The organism is Burkholderia cepacia, assembly GCF_001039005.1.
GTDB classification, from domain to species: domain Bacteria; phylum Pseudomonadota; class Gammaproteobacteria; order Burkholderiales; family Burkholderiaceae; genus Burkholderia; species Burkholderia theae.
In genome coordinates this window covers 184,635-207,308 of record NZ_LDWR01000041.1, presented here as the reverse complement: position 1 = coordinate 207,308, position 22,674 = coordinate 184,635, and the positions used below count along the sequence as shown (strand labels likewise).

Annotated in this window: 20 protein-coding genes; 10 read left to right on the top strand and 10 right to left on the bottom strand. The window is 67.9% G+C overall.

Annotated elements, in window-relative coordinates:
- Positions 1–8: 8 nt before the first annotated feature.
- Positions 9–278, bottom strand: a complete 270-nt coding sequence (locus VL15_RS22710) for an acyl-CoA-binding protein (protein ID WP_048248672.1) — start codon at positions 276–278, stop codon at positions 9–11.
- 147 nt (positions 279–425) lie between these two features.
- Here VL15_RS22710 and tsaB point away from each other — a divergent pair, with 147 nt between their 5' ends.
- From tsaB to VL15_RS22690, 4 genes are read left to right on the top strand one after another with little or no spacing between them, the layout of a single operon-like run.
- Positions 426–1,193 (top strand): tRNA (adenosine(37)-N6)-threonylcarbamoyltransferase complex dimerization subunit type 1 TsaB, encoded by a 768-nt coding sequence (gene tsaB, locus VL15_RS22705; RefSeq protein WP_048248670.1) that lies wholly within the window; start codon positions 426–428, stop codon positions 1,191–1,193.
- Positions 1,190–1,690: a ribosomal protein S18-alanine N-acetyltransferase gene (rimI, locus tag VL15_RS22700; RefSeq protein ID WP_048248668.1), complete on the top strand. Its 501-nt coding sequence runs from the start codon at positions 1,190–1,192 to the stop codon at positions 1,688–1,690. The genes tsaB and rimI overlap by 4 nt, the downstream gene beginning before the upstream one ends.
- On the top strand, positions 1,677–2,690 hold the full coding sequence (locus tag VL15_RS22695) for a uracil-DNA glycosylase (RefSeq protein ID WP_048248666.1): 1,014 nt from the start codon (positions 1,677–1,679) through the stop codon (positions 2,688–2,690). Before rimI ends, VL15_RS22695 begins: the two co-directional genes overlap by 14 nt.
- Positions 2,687–3,652, top strand: coding sequence for a DUF1853 family protein (locus VL15_RS22690; protein ID WP_048248664.1), 966 nt, complete (start codon positions 2,687–2,689; stop codon positions 3,650–3,652). Before VL15_RS22695 ends, VL15_RS22690 begins: the two co-directional genes overlap by 4 nt.
- 18 nt (positions 3,653–3,670) lie before the next feature.
- On the opposite strand, the gene thiD is transcribed toward VL15_RS22690, so the two are convergent.
- Positions 3,671–4,480: a bifunctional hydroxymethylpyrimidine kinase/phosphomethylpyrimidine kinase gene (thiD, locus tag VL15_RS22685; protein WP_048248662.1), complete on the bottom strand. Its 810-nt coding sequence runs from the start codon at positions 4,478–4,480 to the stop codon at positions 3,671–3,673.
- Between the two features lie 58 nt (positions 4,481–4,538).
- Positions 4,539–5,846: a lysophospholipid transporter LplT gene (gene lplT / locus VL15_RS22680; RefSeq protein ID WP_048248660.1), complete on the bottom strand. Its 1,308-nt coding sequence runs from the start codon at positions 5,844–5,846 to the stop codon at positions 4,539–4,541.
- A gap of 218 nt (positions 5,847–6,064) precedes the next feature.
- Here lplT and alr point away from each other — a divergent pair, with 218 nt between their 5' ends.
- The 3 genes from alr to VL15_RS22665 all read left to right on the top strand — a co-directional run bounded on the left by alr (position 6,065) and on the right by VL15_RS22665 (position 8,935).
- The gene (gene alr, locus VL15_RS22675) at positions 6,065–7,135 is read left to right on the top strand and encodes an alanine racemase (RefSeq protein ID WP_048248659.1); all 1,071 of its coding nucleotides are present in this window, start codon (positions 6,065–6,067) and stop codon (positions 7,133–7,135) included.
- An 11-nt stretch (positions 7,136–7,146) separates the two neighbouring features.
- Positions 7,147–8,523, top strand: coding sequence for a DNA repair protein RadA (radA, locus tag VL15_RS22670; protein WP_048248657.1), 1,377 nt, complete (start codon positions 7,147–7,149; stop codon positions 8,521–8,523).
- A 145-nt stretch (positions 8,524–8,668) separates the two neighbouring features.
- The gene (locus VL15_RS22665) at positions 8,669–8,935 is read left to right on the top strand and encodes a DUF2866 domain-containing protein (protein ID WP_048248655.1); all 267 of its coding nucleotides are present in this window, start codon (positions 8,669–8,671) and stop codon (positions 8,933–8,935) included.
- Between the two features lie 181 nt (positions 8,936–9,116).
- On the opposite strand, the gene VL15_RS22660 is transcribed toward VL15_RS22665, so the two are convergent.
- Positions 9,117–11,048 (bottom strand): ATP-binding cassette domain-containing protein, encoded by a 1,932-nt coding sequence (locus VL15_RS22660; RefSeq protein WP_048248654.1) that lies wholly within the window; start codon positions 11,046–11,048, stop codon positions 9,117–9,119.
- 136 nt (positions 11,049–11,184) lie between these two features.
- On the opposite strand from VL15_RS22660, the gene VL15_RS22655 reads away from it, so the two are divergent.
- Positions 11,185–11,664 (top strand): glutathione peroxidase, encoded by a 480-nt coding sequence (locus VL15_RS22655; RefSeq protein ID WP_047898424.1) that lies wholly within the window; start codon positions 11,185–11,187, stop codon positions 11,662–11,664.
- Positions 11,665–11,694: 30 nt separating this feature from the next.
- Here the strand turns inward: VL15_RS22655 and cls are convergent, their stop codons facing one another.
- The 6 genes from cls to dapC form a co-directional block, all read right to left on the bottom strand.
- Entirely contained in the window at positions 11,695–13,134 is a 1,440-nt protein-coding gene (gene cls, locus VL15_RS22650) for a cardiolipin synthase (protein ID WP_048248652.1), read from the bottom strand.
- 113 nt (positions 13,135–13,247) lie between these two features.
- Positions 13,248–14,156 carry a 50S ribosomal protein L3 N(5)-glutamine methyltransferase gene (prmB, locus tag VL15_RS22645; RefSeq protein WP_048248650.1) on the bottom strand — a complete coding sequence of 303 codons (909 nt, stop codon included), beginning with the start codon at positions 14,154–14,156 and terminating at the stop codon, positions 13,248–13,250.
- An 11-nt stretch (positions 14,157–14,167) separates the two neighbouring features.
- Positions 14,168–15,307 (bottom strand): succinyl-diaminopimelate desuccinylase, encoded by a 1,140-nt coding sequence (gene dapE, locus VL15_RS22640; protein WP_048248648.1) that lies wholly within the window; start codon positions 15,305–15,307, stop codon positions 14,168–14,170.
- A gap of 90 nt (positions 15,308–15,397) precedes the next feature.
- Positions 15,398–15,766 carry an ArsC family reductase gene (locus VL15_RS22635; protein ID WP_048248647.1) on the bottom strand — a complete coding sequence of 123 codons (369 nt, stop codon included), beginning with the start codon at positions 15,764–15,766 and terminating at the stop codon, positions 15,398–15,400.
- Positions 15,766–16,593 (bottom strand): 2,3,4,5-tetrahydropyridine-2,6-dicarboxylate N-succinyltransferase, encoded by an 828-nt coding sequence (gene dapD, locus VL15_RS22630; protein ID WP_034184734.1) that lies wholly within the window; start codon positions 16,591–16,593, stop codon positions 15,766–15,768. Before dapD ends, VL15_RS22635 begins: the two co-directional genes overlap by 1 nt.
- Positions 16,594–16,637: 44 nt before the next feature.
- Positions 16,638–17,870, bottom strand: coding sequence for a succinyldiaminopimelate transaminase (gene dapC / locus VL15_RS22625; protein WP_048248913.1), 1,233 nt, complete (start codon positions 17,868–17,870; stop codon positions 16,638–16,640).
- A 159-nt stretch (positions 17,871–18,029) separates the two neighbouring features.
- Between dapC and VL15_RS22620 the strand changes: the two genes are divergently transcribed.
- Complete coding sequence (locus VL15_RS22620; protein ID WP_048248645.1) at positions 18,030–18,971, top strand: DMT family transporter; 942 nt, start codon at positions 18,030–18,032, stop codon at positions 18,969–18,971.
- 139 nt (positions 18,972–19,110) lie between these two features.
- A complete protein-coding gene (smc, locus tag VL15_RS22615) occupies positions 19,111–22,623 on the top strand; it encodes a chromosome segregation protein SMC (protein ID WP_048248912.1) in 3,513 nt (1,170 codons plus the stop codon).
- Positions 22,624–22,674 lie beyond the last annotated feature (51 nt).

Below are 22,674 nucleotides of genomic sequence, written 5' to 3'. Positions count from 1 at the left end.
CGATTCGGTCAGGAGGTGGTGCCGTTCTTCAGCGATTCGACGAGCTCAATATATTGTTGCTTCGCCGCTTCCTGCGACGTGCCTTTCAGCGCGTCCCAGGCGTCGTACTTGTACTTGCCGACGATGTCGGTGAAGCCCGGCTTGTCGCCATGGGCATCGCCGTCGGTCGCCTGCTTGAACAGCGCGTACAGGCGCAGCAGAGTCAGGTTGCCCGGTCGTTCCGTCAGTTGCTTGACGTCGATCTGGGCCTGGTCGAATTGGGTGGTGAGTTCGCTCATCGGGTGTCTCCGTAAGGGTTTCAGGTCGGGCGATCTTAACAAGCGGACCGCCGCGCGGGGTCGAGCGATCCTTCCAAACCGCCGCCGACGCGGCGCGCACGCGCAGATCGGGCCCGATCGCCCGTGGGAGCGGGGCGTCGCATTACAATGTCGGCCATGACGCAAACAGTGCTCCTCGCCATCGATACGTCGACCGAATACTGCTCGGTCGCGCTGCTGCGCTCGGCTCAAGCCGATGACGCCATTTCCCCCCCGCAAACCTGGGTCCGCCACGAGCAGACGGGCGCCGTGTCGAGCACGCGCGTGCTGCCGGCGATCCAGGCGCTTTTCGCCGAATCGGGGCTGACGCTCGCCGATTGCGACGCAATCGCATTCGGCGCGGGCCCTGGCTCGTTCACGGGCCTGCGCACCGCGACGGGCATTACCCAGGGCCTCGCGTTCGGCGGCGGGCTGCCGGTCGTGCCGATCGGCACGCTGCTCGCGTGCGCGGAGCACGCGCGGCTGCGCGCGCCCGGCACGACCCGCGTGCTTGCCGCGCTGGACGCGCGGATGGACGAAGCCTACTGGGCGGATTTCGAATGGGATGACAGCGTCGGCGACTGGCGCACGCTGCATCCGGCCTCGCTCGACGCGCCGGGTGCCGTCGGCGTGCCCGATGTGCCGTTCACGCTCGCGGGCAACGCGGCTGCCGCGTTCGGCACGCAACTGCCGGCCGCGGCGCGCGCGGCCGTGATCGACGGCGACGCGCTGCCGCATGCGCTGGCGGTCGCGCATGCCGCGCTGCGCGCGTTCCGCGACGGGCGTGTGGTGCCGGCCGATCAGGCGGCGCCTGAATACGTGCGCGACAAGGTCGCGCAGACGACCGCCGAGCGTGTCGCGGCACGCGCCGCGCAGACGGGCGGAGCGAAGGGATGACGGGTGTACTGCTGAGCGACCGCTATCTGGCGCCGATGACGGACGCCGATCTCGACGAGGTCGTCGCGATCGAACAGGTCGCGTACGAATTCCCGTGGAGCCGTGGCAACTTCGAGGATTCGTTGCGCAACGGCTATCTGGGCGTGTGCCTGCGCCACGTGACCGGCTCGCTCGTCGGCTACTGCGTGCTGATGCCGGTGGTGGACGAGATGCACCTGCTGAATCTGTGCGTCGCGCCGGCCGTGCAGCACGCGGGCGCGGGGCTTGCGCTGCTGCGCGAGGCCGTGCGCATTTCGCACGCGGAGCGGCTCGACGGCGTGCTGCTCGAGGTGCGGCCGTCCAATACGCGCGCGATCCATCTGTACGAGCGTTTCGGCTTCGTGACGATCGGCCGGCGCAAGAACTACTATCCGGCGAAGCATCGCAGCCGGGAGGACGCGATCGTGATGCGTCTGACGTTGAACAAGGATGAGGGGGACGCGCATGGCGTGGGCTGAAGCGGCACTCGAGGAAATGGGCCTCGCGCAGATCTGGGTGCGGCGCGGGCAGCGCGCGGACGAAGGCGCGGCAGTCGAAGCGCCCGCCGCGGCGCAAACCGATGCGGCGGACGACGCTTCCGTGGTTGCCGCCGATCGGCCGGCGCGCGCGGCGCGTACGCCTTCGCAAGACGGTGCGCCGCCGTCCATCGTGCGTTCCGTCGATGCATCGACGTCGAGCGAACCCGGCACGCCGGCGCGCCGTGTGGCCGAGGACGATCGCGCACCCGTGCCGGCCGCGTCGGCCGATGCGATGCCGCCGATGGACGACACGCCGCCTGCCGGCGATGACGATTTCGCGTGGTTTGACGCGGCGCCGCCGGGCGATCCCGTGCCGGCTGCCGAACCGCGCCGCGCCGAAACGCCGGTTGCCGTGCTCGACTGGGATGCGCTGGCCGCGCGCGTGGCCGGCTGTACGCAGTGCAGGTTGTGCGAGAAGCGGACCAACACCGTGTTCGGCGTCGGCGACCGCGAAGCGGACTGGATGCTGATCGGCGAAGCGCCCGGCGAAAACGAGGACAAGCAGGGCGAGCCGTTCGTCGGCCAGGCCGGCAAGCTGCTCGACAACATGCTGCAGTCTCTGTCGCTCCAGCGCGGCGACAACGTGTATATCGCGAACGTGATCAAGTGCCGGCCGCCCGGCAACCGCAATCCGGAGCCGGACGAGGTCGCAAGCTGCGAGCCTTATCTGCAGCGCCAGGTCGCGCTCGTGAAGCCGAAGCTGATCGTCGCGCTCGGCCGCTTTGCCGCGCAGACGTTGCTGAAGACGGACGCGAGCATCGCGTCGCTGCGCGGCCGCGTGCATGCGTACGAAGGCGTGCCGGTGATCGTCACCTACCACCCGGCGTACCTGTTGCGCAGCCTGCAGGACAAGTCGAAGGCATGGGCCGACCTGTGCCTCGCGCGCGACACGTTCCAGCGTGCGGTCGGTGCCGACGCGAACGGGCCGGCCGGTCAATGACGGCCGGCGCGGCGTTCGCATTCGTCGATACGCTGCGTGACGCCGCGGTGCGCGATCTGGGCTGGCTGCTCGCGAGCCCGAGCCTGCTCACCGCGGCACCCGGCGCACCGCTCGCGCATCCGTGGCCGGATGCGGCCGGATGGTCGGCCGTCGAAGCGTGGCTCGCTGCGCTCGATGCTCAGCCTGAGCCGCTGCGCCGCGCGCTCGATGGGCTGCGACCCGTACGGCTCGGCCGCTATGCGGAATGCCTGCTCGAGTATTTCCTCACGCACGGACCGTCGCTGCGGCTCGTCGCGGCCAATCTCCCGCTGCGCAGCCACGGCCGGACGCTCGGCGAAGTCGATTTCCTCGTCGATGCGCCGGACGGGCAGCGCCTGCACTGGGAGCTCGCGGTGAAGTGCTATCTGTGCGCACCGGTGCGCGACGGCGCGTCGCTCGCCGACTTCGTCGGGCCCAACCTCGTCGACCGACTCGACCGCAAGCGCAGCCGGCTGCTCGACCACCAGCTGCGGCTCGGCGATCGCGACGGCTTTGCGCTGCTCGGCTACGGTGCGCCGTCCGATGCGCAGATGTTCATCAAGGGCTGGCTGTTCTATCCGCACGGCGTGCCGTTGCCGCCGGTGTCCGCGGAAATCGCGCCGGATCACCCGCGCGGTTTCTGGCTGACGCACGCGCAGTGGCCGACGTGGGCGGCCGCGCAGCGTGCCGGTGTCGCATGGAGCGTGTTGCCGCGGCTTGCGTGGCTCGCGCCGCGGCGTGTTGCCGCCGACGCCGGCTTCGAACCCGAGCCGCTGGCCGCCGCACTCGAGCTGCCGCCGGTGTTGACGGCGCGTCAGGCGCCCGCGCTGATCGGCGTCCACGAAAAGGGCGGCGATGGCACGTGGCGCGAGACGGCGCGCGGCTTCGTCGTGCCCGACGACTGGCCGGCGCACGCGCAGGCGTTCGCCGCGCAGGACGGCTGACGCCGCGTCAGCCGGCGCTTACCACCAGCGATGGAAGTGATGGACGGGACCGACGCCGTGACCGACGTCGAGGTGGCCGCTCGCGGCGATCGCGCCGGTCAGGTAGGCCTTCGCTTCGCGCACCGCGCTTTCGAGGTCGGGCTGCTGCGGTAGCAGCGCGGCAATCGCTGACGACAGCGTGCAGCCCGTGCCGTGCGTATTGCTGACCGGCACACGCGGGCCGTCGAGCCGCACGGTGTGCGTCGCATCGATGAGCCAGTCGGGGCTCGCGGCCGCGTCGGGCAGGTGGCCGCCTTTCATCAGCACGGCGCGCGCGCCTGTCTGCAGCAACGCCCGGCCCTGGCGGACCATGTCGTCTTCCGTGGTCGCGGGCGTGTCGCCGAGCAGCGCGGCCGCTTCGGGCAGGTTCGGCGTGACGACGGTCGCCAGCGGCAGCAGCGCGTCGCGCAACGCGTCGACCGCGTCGGGCGCGAGCAACGCGTGCGAACTCTTCGAGATCATCACCGTGTCGAGCACGACGAAGCGCGGCGCGTAACGCCGCAGCGCGTCGGCCACCGCGTGCACGATCGCCGCGTTCGCGAGCATCCCGATCTTGACCGCATCGATGCGGATGTCGTCGAACACCGCGTCGAGCTGCGCGGTCACGAACGCGGCGTCCGGCGCATGCACGCCGGTCACGCCGCGCGTGTTCTGCGCGGTCAGCGCGGTGATCACGCTGGCGCCATACGCGCCGAGCGCGGAAAACGTCTTCAGGTCGGCCTGGATGCCTGCGCCGCCGCCCGAATCGGAGCCGGCGATCGTCAGGATGTTGGGTATCGGGTGCGTCATGAGGGCAACGCGCCGGTTCGAAGACCGGCGCCGACGGACGGAAACGGGAAGTGTAGCGTCAGTGCCGCGATTCGCCGATCAGCGCGACCGAGTCGAACTGACGCTGGTTCGCCTGGTGGCGGCGCATCACGAGCCACATCGTCAGGCAGACGAACGTGCCGAACAGCACGATCACGACGCCGACCGGCACGTCGAGCCACACGAGCACCGCGTACAGGCACAGCATCACGAGCACCGACAGGTTCTCGTTGAAGTTCTGTACCGCGATCGAGTGGCCGGCCGACAGCAGCACGTGGCCGCGATGCTGCAGCAGCGCGTTCATCGGAACGACGAAGTAGCCGGACAACGCACCGACGCCGATCAGGAACAGGTACGCGACGATCAGGTACACGGGCATGCGCATGTGGCCGAAGTGCACGGCCCAGTGCGACGGGAACAGGTCGCGCGTGTAGAACGCCATCAGCATCACCGCGATGCCCATGATGATGCCGACGGGCAGCACGGACAGCGACTTCTTCAGCGGGATCCGGGCTGCGGCGGCGATCGCGCCGGCCGCGACGCCGACCGCGACCACGGCCTGCAGGATCGCGCCTTCCGACAGCGACATGCCGAGCGACACCTCGGCCCATTTCAGCACGATGAACTGCAGCGTCGCGCCGGCACCCCAGAACAGCGTGGTGACCGCCAGCGAGATCTGGCCGAGCTTGTCGCGCCACAGCACCATGAAGCAGTCGGCGAAATCCGTGAGGAGCTTGACCGGGCCGCGCTCCTGCTTCGGGTAGCGGGCGCCCGTATCGGGAATGCGCAGGTTGAACAGTGCGGCGATTACGTAGATCGCCATGATGATCGCCATCGCCGCTTCGGCCGGTGTGCTGATCCAGTCGGGGGTGTGCGCGATCACGTGCGACGCGATGTGCGGGCTGATCAGCGCGCCGCCGAGCACGGTGCCGAGGATGATCGAGCTGACGGTCGTGCCTTCGATCCAGCCGTTCGCGGCGACCAGCCGGTCGGCCGGCAGCAGCTCGGTGAGGATGCCGTATTTCGCGGGCGAGTAGGCCGCCGCGCCGAATCCGACGATCCCGTATGCGATCAGCGGGTGGGCGCCGAACAGCATGATCATGCAGCCGACCACCTTGATCGAGTTGGTGATGAACATCACGCGCCCCTTCGGGCGCGAATCCGCGAAAGCACCGACATACGCCGCCAACACCACATACGACAACACGAAGAACAGCTTCAGCAGCGGTGTCATCCAGTTGGGAGCGTGGAGGTCTTTCAGCAGGGCGATGGCGGCGATGAGGAGCGCATTGTCGGCCAGCGACGAGAAAAACTGCGCGGCCATGATGGTGTAAAAACCTTTTTTCATCTGATGCGATGCTTTCGTCGCTGCGGCAGGGCCGCGTAGGCCGCCTGATATGCGATCGGCTTATTCCGTTCGAAATGGGTTGTGCGCACGGCTTTATAACATGAAAATACGTGAATTCGGACTAGCAAGATTCCCCGATCGTTCCGCAAATTGTCGGCTTCGGTGCTCAAAAGGCGCGGTAAGCTGATGATTCGCAAGCGTCTTTACGTAAATTTCCCATGCCGCGCCCGATCTCCGCCACCATCCACACCGCCGCTCTCGCGAACAATCTCTCCGTCGTCCGCCGCTTTGCCGCCCCGTCCAAGGTCTGGGCGGTCGTCAAGGCCAACGCGTACGGCCACGGTCTCGCCCGCGCGTTTCCGGGCTTGCGCGGCACCGACGGCTTCGGCCTGCTCGACCTCGACGAGGCCGTGAAACTGCGCGAGCTTGGCTGGGCCGGCCCGATCCTGTTGCTCGAAGGATTCTTCCGCTCGACCGACATCGACGTGATCGACCGCTACAGCCTGACGACGACGGTCCATAACGACGAGCAGATGCGGATGCTGGAAACGGCGCGGCTGTCGAAGCCCGTCAACGTGCAGCTCAAGATGAACAGCGGGATGAACCGGCTCGGCTACGTGCCGGAAAAATACCGCGCTGCATGGGAGCGCGCCCGCGCGTGCCCCGGCATCGGCCAGATCACGTTGATGACCCATTTTTCGGACGCCGATAACGAGCGCGGCGTCGCCGAGCAACTCGCAACGTTCGAGCGCGGTGCGGAAAGCATCGCTGGGGCGCGCAGTCTCGCGAACTCGGCCGCGGTGCTGTGGCATCCGGATACGCACTTCGACTGGGTGCGGCCGGGGATCGTGCTGTATGGCGCGTCGCCGTCCGGGCTGTCGTCCGATATCGCCGACACCGGGCTGAAGCCCGCGATGACGCTCGCGTCCGAGTTGATCGCGGTGCAAACGATCGCAAAGGGCCAGGCGATCGGCTATGGATCGACGTTCTCCGCGCAAGCGCAGATGCGGGTCGGCGTCGTCGCATGCGGCTACGCGGACGGTTATCCGCGCGTCGCGCCCGAAGGCACGCCCGTGATCGTCGACGGCATCCGCACGCGGATCGTCGGCCGCGTGTCGATGGACATGATTACCGTCGACCTGACCCCGTGCCCGCAGGCGGGCGTCGGTGCGCGCGTCGAGCTGTGGGGCAACGCACTGCCGATCGACGACGTCGCCCGCCATTGCGGCACGATCGGCTACGAGCTGATGTGTGCGGTCGCCGGCCGCGTGCCCGTGCGCGCGGAATAAGGGCGTCACGCGTGGCCAAACAGAAAACCGTCTATGTCTGCAGCGAGTGCGGCGGGCAGTCCCCGAAGTGGCAGGGGCAGTGTCCGTCGTGCCAGGCCTGGAACACGCTCGTCGAATCGGTCCCCGAGACGCCGTCGGCCCACCGTTTCCAGTCGCTCGCGAAGCGGGCGCCCGTTCAGCGGCTCGTCGACATCGAGGCGGCCGACGTGCCGCGCTTCTCGACGGGCATCGGCGAATTCGACCGCGTGCTCGGCGGCGGGCTGGTGCCCGGCGGCGTCGTGTTGATCGGCGGCGACCCGGGCATCGGCAAGTCGACGCTGCTGCTGCAGTCGCTCGCGGACATCGCCAGCGAACGGCGCGCGCTCTATATCAGCGGCGAGGAATCGGCCGCGCAGATCGCGTTGCGCGCGCAACGGCTTGCGCTGCTCGACGGCGGCACGCCGGCGGCCGAGTTGCAGTTGCTCGCCGAGATCCAGCTCGAAAAGATCCAGGCCGCGATCGACGCGGAACGGCCGGACGTGGCCGTGATCGACTCGATCCAGACCGTCTATTCGGAGGCGCTCACGTCGGCGCCGGGCTCGGTCGCGCAGGTGCGCGAATGCGCGGCGCAGCTCACGCGTATCGCGAAACAGTCGGGCACCGCGATCATCATGGTCGGGCACGTGACCAAGGAGGGCAACCTCGCCGGCCCGCGCGTGCTCGAGCACATCGTCGACACGGTGCTGTATTTCGAGGGCGACACGCATTCGTCGTTCCGGCTCGTGCGGGCGTTCAAGAACCGCTTCGGCGCGGTCAACGAACTCGGCGTGTTCGCGATGACCGAGCGCGGGCTGCGCGGCGTCGCGAATCCGTCCGCGCTGTTCCTGTCGCAGCACGAGCAGGTCGTGCCCGGCTCGTGCGTGCTCGTCACGCAGGAAGGCACGCGTCCGCTGCTCGTCGAAATCCAGGCGCTCGTCGATACGGCGCATGTGCCGAATCCGCGCCGGCTTGCGGTCGGCCTCGAGCAGAACCGGCTCGCGATGCTGCTCGCGGTGCTGCACCGGCACGCGGGCATCGCGTGCTTCGACCAGGACGTCTTCCTCAACGCAGTCGGCGGCGTGAAGATCACCGAGCCGGCCGCCGACATCGCGGTGCTGCTCGCGATCCATTCGTCGATGCGCAACAAGGCGCTGCCGAAGGGGTTGTTCGTGTTCGGCGAGGTGGGACTGGCGGGCGAAATCCGGCCGTCCCCGCGCGGGCAGGAACGGCTGCGCGAGGCGGCGAAGCTCGGCTTCACGTCCGCGCTGATCCCGAAGGCGAATGCACCGAAACAGCCGATCGAAGGGCTGAACGTGATGGCCGTCGAGCGGATCGAGCAGGCGATCGACCGCGTGCGCGATCTCGAGTGATCGACCCGGCAGCCGCGCGGGCTGGGCCTGCCGGCGATCTGTCACGTAATTCGCTGTAAAGAATATGTAGGCTTCTGTAACCCGCCGGACATCGCTTTTCCCTATCCTTTGCCGGATTGTCGAACCGCGAATACGAAGGGTACCTATGTTGAAATCGTACGTGGAAGTGCCAAGCGGACGTCTTTACAACCTGCGCGGCTGCCGCGTGTCGGAGCCGATTCGCCAGCCCTGGGGCGGCGGATGCCGGATCGTCGAATGGATCGACGAAGAAGGGCGCCTGGCGCGCAAGGTGGTGTCCGAGGACGTGACGGAAGAGGAGGTCGCTGCGGCGATCCGGCGGCCGACCGAAGGGCGCCGGCACCTGATGGGCGACGACGAGCAGATGCCGCGCGACACGCTGCCGCGGCGTTGAGCCGGCAACACGGCGACCGGCCGACGCACCGAAGAACAACGGCAACAGACAGGCCGGGCCAGCGTGCCCGGCCTTGTCGTATCCGGGCCCGGCGCGGGCCCGTTGGCTTGATGAGCTGTCGAAACCGCGGCCGCCGGCGTGCCCGGGGTTGGCGTGTCGGCCGGCTGCGCCGCGGCCGCGTTCAGCCGATCTGCTCGAGTTCTTCGTGCGCGGCGAGCCAGTCGGCCTCGATCGTTTCGAGCCGGGTGTTGACGTCGCCGAGCTTGCGGATCGCGTCGGTCAGTTCCGTCTTGCGTGCGGCGTCGTAGCTCGCCGGATCGGCGACGAACGCGTCGAGGCGCGCCTTCTCCGCGTGCAGCGTCTCCATTTCCTTTTCGAGCCTCGTGATGCGCGTCTGCAGCGGTTTTTTCAACACCGACAGGCGTTGCCGTTCCTCGGCGGCCTGACGCTTCTGGTCCTTGCGGTTGGCCGCGGCACCCGCGCCCGGCGCAGCCGCGCTGTCGGCCTTCGCGGCCGCGCGCTGCTCCGCCGCGTGCTGCAGCAGCCAGTCGCGGTAGTCGTCGAGGTCGCCGTCGAACGGCTGCAGCCGGTGCTTCGCGACGAGCATGAACTGGTCGGTCGTCGCGCGCAGCAGATGGCGGTCGTGCGATACGAGGATCAGCGTGCCTTCGAACTGCGCGAGCGCCATCGTCAGCGCGTGGCGTGTTTCGAGGTCGAGGTGGTTCGTCGGTTCGTCGAGCAGCAGCAGGTTCGGCTTCTGCCAGATGATCAGCGCAAGCGCGAGGCGCGCTTTCTCGCCGCCCGAGAACGGGCCGACGGCACTCGTCGCCATGTCGCCCGAGAAATTGAAGCCGCCGAGGAAGTCGCGCAGCTCCTGCTCGCGCGTGTCGGGCGCGAGCCGCGCCAGATGCACGAGCGGCGAATCGTCTTCGCGCAGCGTTTCGAGCTGGTGCTGCGCGAAATAGCCGATCGTCAGCCCCTTGCCGTCGCGGACCTGGCCCGACAGCGGCGCGAGCGTGCCGGCCAGCGTCTTGATCAGCGTCGACTTGCCTTGGCCGTTCGCGCCGAGCAGGCCGATGCGCTGCCCGTTCTGGATCGACAGCGCCACGCGCTCGACGATCGGGATTTCCGCGCCGTCGTCGGCATGGTAGCCGCAGCGGACGTCTTCCATCACCATCATCGGGTTCGGCGCGGCGTCGGGCGTGCGGAATTCGAACGTGAACGGCGACGCGATGTGCGCGGGCGCGATCAGCTCCATCTTCTCGAGCGCCTTCATCCGGCTTTGCGCCTGCTTGGCCTTGGTCGCCTTGGCCTTGAAGCGGTCGACGAAGCTCTGCAGGTGCTCGATCGTCTTCTGCTGCTTTTCGTATGCGTTTTGCTGCAGCGCCAGTTGCTGCGCGCGCAGCACTTCGAATTGCGAGTAGTTGCCGCCGTAGCGCTTCACCTGGCGGTTTTCCAGATGCAGCGTGACGTTGCAGATCGAATCGAGGAATTCGCGGTCGTGCGAGATCACGACGAGCGTGCCGGGGTAGCGGTGCAGCCAGTCTTCGAGCCAGACGATCGCGTCGAGGTCGAGGTGGTTCGTCGGTTCGTCGAGCAGCAGCAGGTCGGAGCGGCACATCAGCGCCTGCGCGAGGTTCAGGCGCATGCGCCAGCCGCCGGAGAAGCTGGCGACGGATTCGCGTGTCTGGGCGAGCGTGAAGCCGAGGCCGAGCAACAGCGCTTCGGCGCGGGCGGGCGCGGTGTAGCCGTCGGCGTCCGCGAAAGCGGCGTGCGCGTGGGCTTCCGCGGCGCCGTCATGCGCTGCCGAGGCGGCGGCGATGCGCGCCTCGATCTCGCGCAGTGCGGCGTCGCCGTCGAGCGTGTAGTCGAGCGCGGAGCGGTCGACGGCGGGCGTTTCCTGCGACACATGGGCGATGCGCCACGACGGCGGCATCGAGAAATCGCCGGCGTCCGAGTGGAGCTCGCCGCGCAGGACGGAGAACAGCGTCGACTTGCCGGCGCCGTTCGCGCCGATCAGGCCGGCTTTCTCGCCGGGGTTGAGCACGAACGAGGTCGACTCGAACAGCGGCTTGGTGCCGCGCGCAAGGCTGAACTGATTGAAACGGATCACGGCGGAAATGGCTGGCCAAAACCGCTATTCTAGACTGCGCACCGCTCGCGCCGGACATCGGCCGCTCGGCGGATGCCGCAATGGTGCATTTTGGCCTAGACTCCACGTCGATCCGGTTTCGTAAAAGGAGTGCCCGATGTCCACCCTGTATTCGTTCAACGCAGAGACGCTTGCCGGTGCGCCGGTATCGCTCGATGCGTATCGCGGCAAGGTGCTGCTGATCGTCAACACGGCGAGCGAGTGCGGTTTCACGCCGCAGTACGCGGGCCTGCAGAAGCTGTACGACCAGTACGCGGCGCGCGGCTTCTTCGTGCTCGGCTTCCCGTGCAACCAGTTCGGCAAGCAGGAGCCCGGCGACGCCGCGCAGATCGGCGCGTTCTGCGAGCGCAATTACGGCGTCACGTTCCCGATGTTCGCTAAGATCGACGTGAAGGGCGATCATGCGCATCCGCTGTACCGCTATCTGACCGACGAGGCGCCCGGCATTCTCGGCCTCAAGGCGATCAAGTGGAATTTCACGAAATTCCTGATCGACCGCGAAGGGCGCATCGTCAAGCGCTACGCGCCGTCGACCAAGCCCGACGAAATCGCCGCGGATATCGACAAGCTGCTGTGATGGCGGGGGGCGGCGCCGTCGTCCGGGCGGCTACAGGATCGGCGCGAACAGCCGCGCGACGTGCATCGCGATTCGCCGCCATGCGGGCGAATGGCGGTATTCGTTCGCGTCGACCTCGTACGCCTGCGCGAAGTCGGCATCGAGCATCGTCTCGACCGCGTCCGCGAATGCGCGGTCGACGGTCAGCACCATGATCTCGAAATTGAGGCGGAACGAGCGGTTGTCGAGATTCGCGCTGCCGATCGCCGCCGCGATGCGGTCGATCAGCACGACCTTCTGGTGCAGGAAGCCGGGCCGGTAGCGAAACACCTTGACGCCCGCGTCGACCAGATCGCGCGCGTACAGCTTCGATGCCTCGAACACCACGTAGTGATCGCGCCGGCTCGGGATCAGGATGCGCACGTCGACGCCGCGCATCACGGCGAGCTTCAGCGCGGAGATCACGGCTTCGTCGGGGACGAGGTACGGCGAGGTGATCCAGATCCGCTCGCGCGCGGCATTGATCGCCTCGACGAAGAACAGCGAACCGGTTTCCTGCTTGTCGGCCGGCCCCATCGGCACCACGAGGCAATGCATGTCGTCGCCGGGCTGCGCGGGCGGCGGCAGCGCGAGCGGCGGCAGCTTCTGCGTCGCCCAGTGCCAGTCTTCGGCGAACACGTACTGGATGCTCGCGACCACGGGGCCGCGTATCTCGATGTGCGTATCGCGCCACGGCGACAGGCGTGGCTTCGCGCCGAGATATTCGACGCCGACGTTGTGGCCGCCGACGAACGCGCGATTGCCGTCGACGACGACGATCTTGCGATGGTTGCGGAAATTGAGCTGGAAGCGGTTGACGAACTTGCGATTGGTCGCGAACGGATGAACCTCGACGCCGCCCCGGCGCAAGGCGTCGACGTAGCTGTGCGGCAGGTCGAAGCTGCCGATGCTGTCGTACAGCAGGCAACAGCGCACGCCGGCCGCCGCACGCGCCAGCAGCGAGTCGCGCAGCGTCTGGCCGAGCGCATCGTCGCGCACGATGAAGAACTGGACGACCACGTAATCACGTGCGGCGTCGATCGCCGACAGGATCGCCGAGAACGTCGCGTCGCCGTTCACGAGCGTGCGCACCGAATTACCGCCGAGGAACGGCATGCCGCCGAGCCGCGTGAGCGCGAGCACGGCGGCCTGGCCGAGCGCGTCGGCGGCCGGCCCGTCGGTCGCGTCGGTGTCGAGCCAGGGCGAGCGCGGTGTGTGCATGCGCACCATTTCCAGCTCGTGGCGCCGTGCGTCGACATAGCCGGAGAACTTGCTGCGGCCGAGGAACAGGTACGGAACAAGCGTCAGGTACGGCATCGCGGCGAGCGAGACGGCCCACGCGATCGCGCCTTGCGACGTGCGCGTGTTCATGATCGCATGGCACGCCGCGACGATCCCGAGCACGTGGATCGTCAGGAGCAGGGTACCGAGATGTAGCCAGTCGAGGGTCATGGGCGCGTGACGGACTCCTGAAGTCGTGCGGCGCGGTGGCCGCTTACGCGCATCTTACCCAACCGTACGGCGCAGCGGTACGCCGTGCCGCACGGTTGAGGAGCCGGGGAGGCTCAGGACTTGCGCGGCAGGTCCGACGCCTGGATCAGGAACACGGCGTCGTCGCCCGCGCTGGTGGGCAGCCACGTGAGTTCGAGGCCGCCGAACGCGGCTTCGACGTGCTCGCGCTCGTTGCCGATCTCGACGACGAGCACGCCGTCGTCGTGCAGCCAGCGGTGCGCTTCGGCGACGATGCGCCGCACGATGTCCATCCCGTCGTCACCGCCTGCGAGCGCCATTTCCGGCTCGTGCCGGTATTCGGGCGGCAGTCCGGCCATCGACGACGCATTCACGTACGGCGGGTTCGTCAGGATCACGTCATAGCGTGCGCCGGGGTCGGCACGGAACGCGGGCAGCGGCGCGTAGAGGTCGCCGCGGTGCAGCGCGATGCGGTCTTCGAGGCCGTAGTCGCGTACGTTGATCTCGGCGACTTCGAGTGCCTTGTCCGACAGGTCGACCGCGTCGATCTCGGCGTTCGGGAACGCGCTTGCCGCGAGGATCGCGAGGCAGCCTGAGCCCGTGCACAGTTCGAGCACCGCGCCGACCTGCTCGGGATCGGCGACGTACGGCTGCAGCCCGTCGTCGAGCAGTTCGCCGATGAACGAACGCGGCACGATCACGCGCTCGTCGACGTAGAAGCGGTGGCCATGCATCCACGCTTCATGCGTGAGGTACGCGGCCGGCACGCGGTCGGTCGCGCGCCGTTCGATCACCGCGAGCACGGCCGCGATTTCGTCGGGCAGCAGCCGTGCGTCGAGGAACGGCTCGAGCGTGTCGAGCGGCAGGTCGAGCGTACGCAGCACGAGGTAGGCGGCTTCGTCGTACGCATTGTCGGAGCCGTGGCCGAACGCGAGCTTCGCCTTCGAGAAGCGCGTGACCGCGTAGCGCAGCAGGTCGCGAACAGTTGCAAAAGGTGTCGTCATGCGAGGCTCCATCAGGCGATCAGTTGTTCGAGCACGCGGCGGTACACGTTCTTCAGCGGGTCGACGAAACGCACTTCGATGTGCTCGTCGATCTTGTGGATGCTGCCGTTCGGCGGGCCGAATTCGATCACCTGCGGGCAGATGCGCGCGATGAAACGTCCATCCGACGTGCCGCCCGTCGTCGACAGCTCGGTCGTGATGCCGGTCTCGGTACGGATCGCGTTTTCCAGTGCATTCGACAGTTCGCCGCGCGGCGTGAGGAACGGCAGGCCGCTCACCGACCACTTCAGCGTGTATTCGAGGCCATGCTTGTCGAGGATCGCGTGCACGCGTGCCTGCAGGCCCTCGACCGTGCTGGCGGTCGAAAAACGGAAATTGAACAGCAGGTCGATGTGGCCGGGGATCACGTTGGTCGCGCCGGTGCCCGCGTGCAGATTCGACACCTGCCAGGTGGTCGGCGGGAAGTATTCGTTGCCTTCGTCCCACTGCTCGACGGCGAGCTCGGCGAGCGCCGGCGCGAGCAGGTGGATCGGGTTCTTCGCGAGATGCGGGTACGCGATGTGACCCTGCACGCCCTTGACGATCAGTTCGCCCGACATCGACCCGCGGCGGCCGTTCTTGACGACGTCGCCGAGCTCGGCGGTCGACGTCGGCTCGCCGACGATGCAGTAGTCGAGGCGTTCACCGCGCGCCTGCAGCAGTTCGACGACCTTCACGGTGCCGTCGGTGGCCGGGCCTTCCTCGTCGCTGGTAATCAGGAACGCGAGCGTGCCGCGGTGGCCGGGATGGGCCGCGACGAATTCCTCGGATGCAACGACGAACGCTGCGAGCGAGGTCTTCATGTCGGCCGCGCCGCGGCCGTACAGCTTGCCGTCGCGATGGGCGGGGATGAACGGCGGCGAGGTCCACTGTTCGAGCGGGCCGGTCGGCACGACGTCGGTGTGGCCCGCGAACGCGAGCAGCTTGCCGTCGCGGCCGTCGGCGCCGCGCTTGACGGCCCACAGGTTGGTCACGCCGTGCGACGCGATGGTCTCGCATTCGAAGCCGAGCGCGACGAGGCGCTCGGTCATGATCTGCTGGCAATGCTGGTCGTCGGGCGTCACGGACGCACGGGCGATCAGCTGTTCGGTAAGGGCTAGGGTGGCGGACATGGTTCGGACCACTTTCGATAAAAAATGCCGGCGCGGTGGCCGGCAGCGACAAGACGTCGGGCTGCGCCGGCAGGCGCAGCGCGAGCGGCCCTATGCGGCAAACAGCGCCGCGTATTGATCGGCCACGAAGCCGAGCGATTTCACCCGGCCGTTGACGACGAGCACGGGGCGCTTGATGACCGACGGCTTGTGGATCATCAGCGCGACCGCGCCGGACTTCGTTTCGGCGGCTGCCTTCATCGCGTCGTCCAGGCCGCGCCACGTGGTGCCGCGCTTGTTCACGAGCGCGTCGAGCGACACGTCCTTCAGCCAGTCTTCCAGCAGCGGCACGCTGACGCCGAGTTTCTTGAAATCGTGAAACTCGAATTCGACGCCGTGATCGTCAAGCCATACGCGGGCCTTCTTCACGGTGTCGCAGTTCGGAATGCCGTAGACGACCACGGTGTGCGGCTTCGCCATCAGTCGCCTCGCAGCAGCTCGTTCAGGCCGACCTTCGCGCGGGTCTTCGCGTCGACCTTCTTGACGATCACCGCGCAATACAGGCTGTGCGAGCCGTCCTTCGACGGCAGGTTGCCGGCGACGACGACCGAGCCGGCCGGAATGCGGCCGTAGCTGACCTCGCCCGTCTCGCGATCGTAGATCTTCGTGCTCTGGCCGAGGTACACGCCCATCGAGATCACCGAGTTTTCCTCGACGATCACGCCTTCGACGACTTCCGAGCGCGCGCCGATGAAGCAATTGTCTTCGATGATGACGGGGTTCGCCTGCAGCGGCTCGAGCACGCCGCCGATGCCGACGCCGCCCGACAGGTGCACGTTCTTGCCGATCTGCGCGCACGAACCGACCGTGGCCCACGTGTCGACCATCGTGCCTTCGTCGACGTACGCGCCGATGTTGGTGTACGACGGCATCAGCACGACGTTCTTCGCGATGAACGAGCCGCGGCGCGCGATGGCCGGCGGGACGACGCGGAAGCCGCCCGCGGCGAAGTCTTCGGCCGTGTAGTTCGCGAACTTCGACGGCACCTTGTCGTAGAACTGCGAGTAGCCGCCGGCTGCCATCGGCGCGTTGTCCTCCAGGCGGAACGACAGCAGCACGGCCTTCTTCAGCCACTGGTGCACGGTCCAGTTGCCGTCGATTTTCTCGGCGACGCGCAGCGCACCCTTGTCGAGTTGCTCGATCGCGTGCGCGACGGCCTCGCGGACGTCGGCGGGAGCGGCCTTCGGCGACAGCTCGGCGCGGTTTTCCCAGGCGGTATCGATGATTTGCTGAAGTTGTTGCGACATGTTCGTTTTCGCAGGAGATGGATGGAATTGATCGGGATGGACGATTACCGCGCGAGAGCCCGGCAGAAATCGACGATGCGTTGCGCGCCCTCGACGCATTCGGGGGTGCCCGCGACGAGCGCGATCCGGATGAAATCGCGGCCTGGATTCGACCCGTGCGCATCGCGCGCCAGGTACGAACCGGGCAGAACCGTCACATTATAGTCGGCGTACAGGCGGCGGGCGAACTCGGTGTCCGACAGCCCGGTGCGCGACACGTTGGCCCACAGGTAGAACGCGGCGTCGGGCAGCTTCACGTCGATCACGTCGGCGAGCATCGGCGTGACCGTATTGAACTTCTGGAGGTACAGCGCGCGGTTCTCGCGCACGTGCGCCTCGTCGTTCCACGCGGCGATGCTCGCGTGCTGCCAGACCGGCGACAGCGCGGCACCGTGGTACGTGCGGTACAGCAGGAATTTCTTCAGCAGCGCCGCGTCGCCGGCCACGAAGCCCGAGCGCATGCCCGGCATGTTCGAGCGCTTCGACAGGCTCGACAGCATCACGAGCCGCTCGAAGCCGCGGCCGAGGCGGTGCGCGGCCTCGAGGCCGCCGAGCGGCGGCGCCGCTTCGTCGAAATAGATTTCCGAATAGCACTCGTCGGACGCGATGACGAACCCGTGGCGGTCGGACAGCGCGAACAGCTCGCGCCAGTCGTCGAGCGTCAGCACGGCGCCCGTCGGGTTGCCCGGCGAGCACACGTACAGCAGCTGTGTGCGCGCCCAGACTTCGTCGGGCACGGCCGCGTAGTCGCACGCGAAGTTGCGCGCCGGGTCGCTGTTCGCGAAATAGGGTTCGGCACCGGCCAGCAGCGCCGCGCCTTCGTAAATTTGATAGAAAGGATTCGGACAGAGTACGATCGCCTTCTCGCCCCGGTCGGACGGACCCGCGTCGATCACGGTCTGCGCGAGCGAGAACAGTGCCTCGCGCGAACCCGACACGGGCAGCACCTGCGTGGCCGGATCGATCGCCGGCAGCCCGTAGCGACGTTCGAGCCAGTGCGCGATCGACGTGCGCAGCGCGTCCGAGCCGGCCGTGGCCGGATACGACGCGAGGCCGTCGAGCGCGGCCACCACGGCGTCGCGGATCAGCGCCGGGGTCGGGTGCTTGGGCTCGCCGATGCCGAAGCTGATCGGTTTGAGGTCGCCGGAGGGCGTCACGTCCTTGAACAGGGCGCGCAGCTTTTCGAAGGGATAGGGCTGGAGCGAGTCGAGTCGAGGGTTCACGGGCGAAGCGGCCATCGCGGCCGGTTGGAGCGAAAGAAGCGGCGGGCGCGCCGCGCGGTTGCGAACGGGAGCCCACGGCACCCGGGTCGCAACGGATCATTATAGCGTGACGGAATGCGGTCACGGCCCGTTGGAACGGCGGCCGGGCCGGTGGAATAAAGGGTATTGAACCAAATGAATAACGCGGTACGCGGCAGCCTGCCGACGCTGGCCATCCTGGTCGGCGCATCGGTATGGGGCCTGATCTGGTATCCGTTGCGGATCCTCGCGTCGCTCGGCGTGACGGGCACGCTGGCAAGCGCGCTGACGAGCCTCGTCGCGTTCCTGTTCGTGGTCGTCGCGCGGCACCGCACGATCGCGACGCTGCGCTGGCACTGGGTGTTGCCGGGCATCGCGGTGACGGCCGGCGTGACGAACCTCGGTTTCGTATGGGGCACGATCCACGGCGAGGTGCTGCGCGTGATGCTGCTGTTCTACCTGACCCCCGCATGGACCGCGATCTACGCGCACTTCCTGCTGCGCGAGCGGCTGACCTGGGCCGGCGCGGGGCTGGCGGCGCTGTCGATCGGCGGCGCGATGCTGATGCTGTGGTCGCCGAAGCTCGGCTTGCCGCTGCCGGCCAACCCGGCCGAATGGGCCGGCCTCGCGGCCGGACTGAGCTTCGCGATGAGCAACGTGCTCGTGATCAAGGCGAGCCGCGAGCTGCCCGACATGCGCGCGGAGATGCGCACCGCGACGCTGTTCGGCGGCGCCGCCGTGTTTGGCGCAATCGCGTCGTTGTTCGAGGGGCTGCCGGCCGCACCGGCGGGCGGCCAGCTCGGCGTCGCGGCGCTGATCATCGCCGCGATCGGCGTGACGATGGCGGCCAACAACCTGCTCGTGCAATACGGTCTGGCGCGCGTGCCCGCGAACCGCGCGTCGATCATCATGCTGTTCGAGATCGTGATCACCGCGCTGTCGGCGTGGGTGTTCGCGAACGAGCTGCCGACCGCGCGCGAGTGGGCGGGCGGCGTGTGCATCGTGCTGGCGACGCTACTGTCGAGCCGGGTCCATCGTTCGGCGCCGGCACCGGACAAACCCGGCGACGGTCGGGACGGCGCACGCGCGATGGTATGATGGAAGCCGTTTGCGGGGCCCAACGCTGTATGCGCGCGGCCCCGTTTTTGAATTCCGGGTCGCGTCGCGCGCATGGGCCGTTCGGCCCCGCGCATCGCGGTACCGTCCGTTTGACACCTTCTTCACATCCGATACCGCCGTGCGTCTGAGCTCGATCAAACTCGCTGGCTTCAAATCCTTTGTCGATCCCACGCATTTCCAGGTTCCGGGCCAGCTTGTCGGCGTGGTGGGCCCGAATGGGTGCGGCAAGTCCAACATCATCGACGCCGTGCGCTGGGTGCTCGGCGAGTCGCGCGCTTCCGAGCTGCGCGGCGAGTCGATGCAGGACGTGATCTTCAACGGCTCGACCGCCCGCAAGCCCGGCAGCCGGGCCAGCGTCGAGCTGATCTTCGACAACTCCGACGGCCGCGCGGCCGGGCAGTGGGGCCAGTACGGCGAGATCGCCGTGAAGCGCGTGCTCACGCGCGACGGCACGTCGAGCTACTACATCAACAACCTGCCGGCGCGCCGCCGCGACATCCAGGACATCTTCCTCGGCACGGGCCTCGGGCCGCGTGCATACGCGATCATCGGGCAGGGCATGATCGCGCGGATCATCGAGGCGAAGCCGGAAGAGCTGCGCGTGTTCCTCGAGGAAGCCGCGGGCGTATCGAAGTACAAGGAACGCCGCCGCGAGACCGAGAACCGCCTGCACGACACGCGCGAGAACCTGACGCGCGTCGAGGACATCGTCCGCGAACTCGGCGCGAACCTCGAAAAACTCGAGGCGCAGGCCGTCGTCGCGACCAAGTACAAGGATCTCGTCGCCGACGGCGAGGAGAAGCAGCGCCTGTTGTGGCTGCTGCGCAAGAACGAGGCCGCCGGCGAGCAGCAGAAGCAGCAGCGCGCGATCGAACAGGCGCAGATCGACCTCGAGGCGCAGACCGCGAAGCTGCGTGAGGTCGAGTCGCAGCTCGAAACGCTGCGCGTCGCGCATTACGCGGCGAGTGATGCGATGCAGGGCGCACAGGGTTCGCTTTACGAGGCGAACGCCGAGGTGAGCCGCCTCGAAGCCGAGATCAAGTTCATCGTCGAATCGCGCAACCGCGTGCAGGCGCAGATCGCCGCGCTGAACGCGCAGCGCGAGCAATGGCGCGCGCAGGCCGAGAAGTCGCAGGACGAGCTCGAGGAAGCCGAAGAGGCGCGCGCGATGGCCGACGAGAAGGCGGCGCTCGCCGAGGACAACGCGGCCGCGAAGCACGACGCGCTGCCGGCGCTCGAAGCGAAGTGGCGCGATGCGCAGGCGCAGCTCAACGACGAGCGCGCGCGGATCGCGCAGACCGAACAGTCGCTGAAGCTCGAAGCCGCGCACCAGCGCAACGCCGACCAGCAGCTCCAGCAGCTTCAGCAGCGCCATGAGCGCCTGAAGAGCGAAGCGGGCGGGCTCGACGCGCCGGACGAGACACAGCTCGAGGAGCTGCGCATGCAGCTCGCCGAGCAGGAAGAAATCCTGGCCGAAGCGCAGGCGCGTCTCGCCGATGCACAGGAAACGGTGCCGCGTCTCGATGGCGAGCGCCGTGCCGCGCAGGAGCGCGTGCAGGCCGAAGCCGCACAGATCCACCAGCTCGAGGCGCGCCTGGCCGCGCTGAAGCAGCTGCAGGAAAACGTGCAGACGGAAGGCAAGGTGCAGCCGTGGCTCGACAAGCACGAGCTCGGCGCGCTGCCGCGTCTGTGGAAGAAGCTGCACGTCGAAGCCGGCTGGGAAGCGGCGCTCGAGGCCGTGCTGCGTGAGCGCCTCGCCGCGCTCGAGGTATCGAATCTCGACTGGGTGAAGGCGTTCGCGACCGATGCGCCGCCCGCGAAGCTCGCGTTCTACGCGCCGCCCGCGGCCGGCGAACCGCCCGCGGCGGTGGCCGGGCTGCGTCCGGTGCTGTCGCTCGTGCGCATCGACGACGCGGGCATTCGCGCGGTGCTGAACGATTGGCTCGGCAACGTGTATGTCGCCGACGACGTCGCGCAGGCGCTCGCGACGCGCACGCAACTGCCGGCAGGCGGCGCGTTCGTCGTCAAGGCCGGCCATATCGTCACGCGCGTGGGCGTGCAGTTGTACGCGGCCGATTCGGAGCAGGCCGGGATGCTGGCCCGCCAGCAGGAAATCGAAAACCTGACACGCCAGGTGCGTGCGCAGGCGCTGCTCGCCGATGAGGCGCGCACGGCAGCCGTGCGCGCGGAAGCCGCGCACACGCAGGCCACGCAGGCGCTCGGCGACGTGCGCGCGCAGGCCGAGCGTGCGACGCAGCGCGTGCACGCGCTGCAGATGGACGTGCTGAAGCTCGCGCAGGCGCACGAACGTTACACGCAGCGCAGTACGCAGATCCGCGAGGAACTCGAGGAAATCGGCGCGCAGATCGAAGAGCAGCGCGCGCTGCGCGCGGAGTCGGAAGCGAATTTCGAGCGCTTCGACGGCGAACTCGCGGAACTGCAGGCGCGCTTCGAGGACAACCAGCTTGCGTTCGAATCGCTCGACGAATCGCTGACGCAGGCGCGTCAGGAAGCGCGTGACCTGGAGCGCGGCGCGAACGACGCGCGCTTCGCGGCACGCAACGCGGTGACCCGGATCGACGAGCTCAAGCGCAGCATCCAGGTCGCGCACGAACAGAGCGAACGCGTCGCCGCGTCGCTGGAAGATGCACGCGCCGAGCTCGAGACGATCAACGAGCAAACCGCGCACACGGGCCTGCAGGACGCGCTCGAGATTCGCGCGGTGAAGGAAGAGGCGCTGCAGGCCGCGCGGATCGAGCTCGACGACCTGACCGCGAAGCTGCGCGCGTCGGACGAGCAGCGTCTCGTCGCCGAGCGTTCGCTGCAGCCGCTGCGCGACCGCATTACCGAATTGCAGTTGAAGGAGCAGGCCGCGCGCCTGTCCGTCGAGCAGTTCGCCGAGCAGCTCGCGACGGCCGAGGTCGACGAGGCCGCGCTGTCCGAGAAGCTGACACCGGATCTCAAGCCGTCGTACCTGCAGGGCGAGGTCACGCGGCTCAACAACGCGATCAACGCGCTCGGCCCGGTGAACATGGCCGCGCTCGACGAGCTGAAGGCCGCGAGCGAGCGCAAGGTGTTCCTCGATGCGCAGTCGGCCGACCTGATCGACGCGATCACGACGCTCGAGGACGCGATCCACAAGATCGACCAGGAAACCCGCACTTTGCTGCAGGGCACCTTCGACGAGGTCAACCGTCACTTCAGCGACCTGTTCCCGCGCCTGTTCGGCGGCGGTCAGGCAAAGCTGATCATGACGGGCGACGAGATTCTCGATGCAGGCGTGCAGGTAATGGCGCAGCCGCCGGGCAAGAAGAACGCGACGATCCACCTGCTGTCGGGCGGCGAGAAAGCGTTGACCGCGACCGCGCTGGTGTTCGCGATGTTCCAGTTGAACCCGGCGCCGTTCTGTCTGCTCGACGAGGTCGACGCGCCGCTCGACGACGCGAACACCGAACGTTTCGCGAACCTCGTGCGCGCGATGTCCAACAAGACGCAGTTCCTGTTCATCTCGCACAACAAGATCGCGATGGAGATGGCGCAGCAACTGATCGGCGTGACGATGCAGGAGCAGGGCGTGTCGCGGATCGTTGCGGTGGACATGGAAACCGCCGCGGGTTTTGCCCAGAATTGACGTTTGACGAAACCGGACCGCGTTCGCGTGGCGCATGGGCGCCCGTTCGCG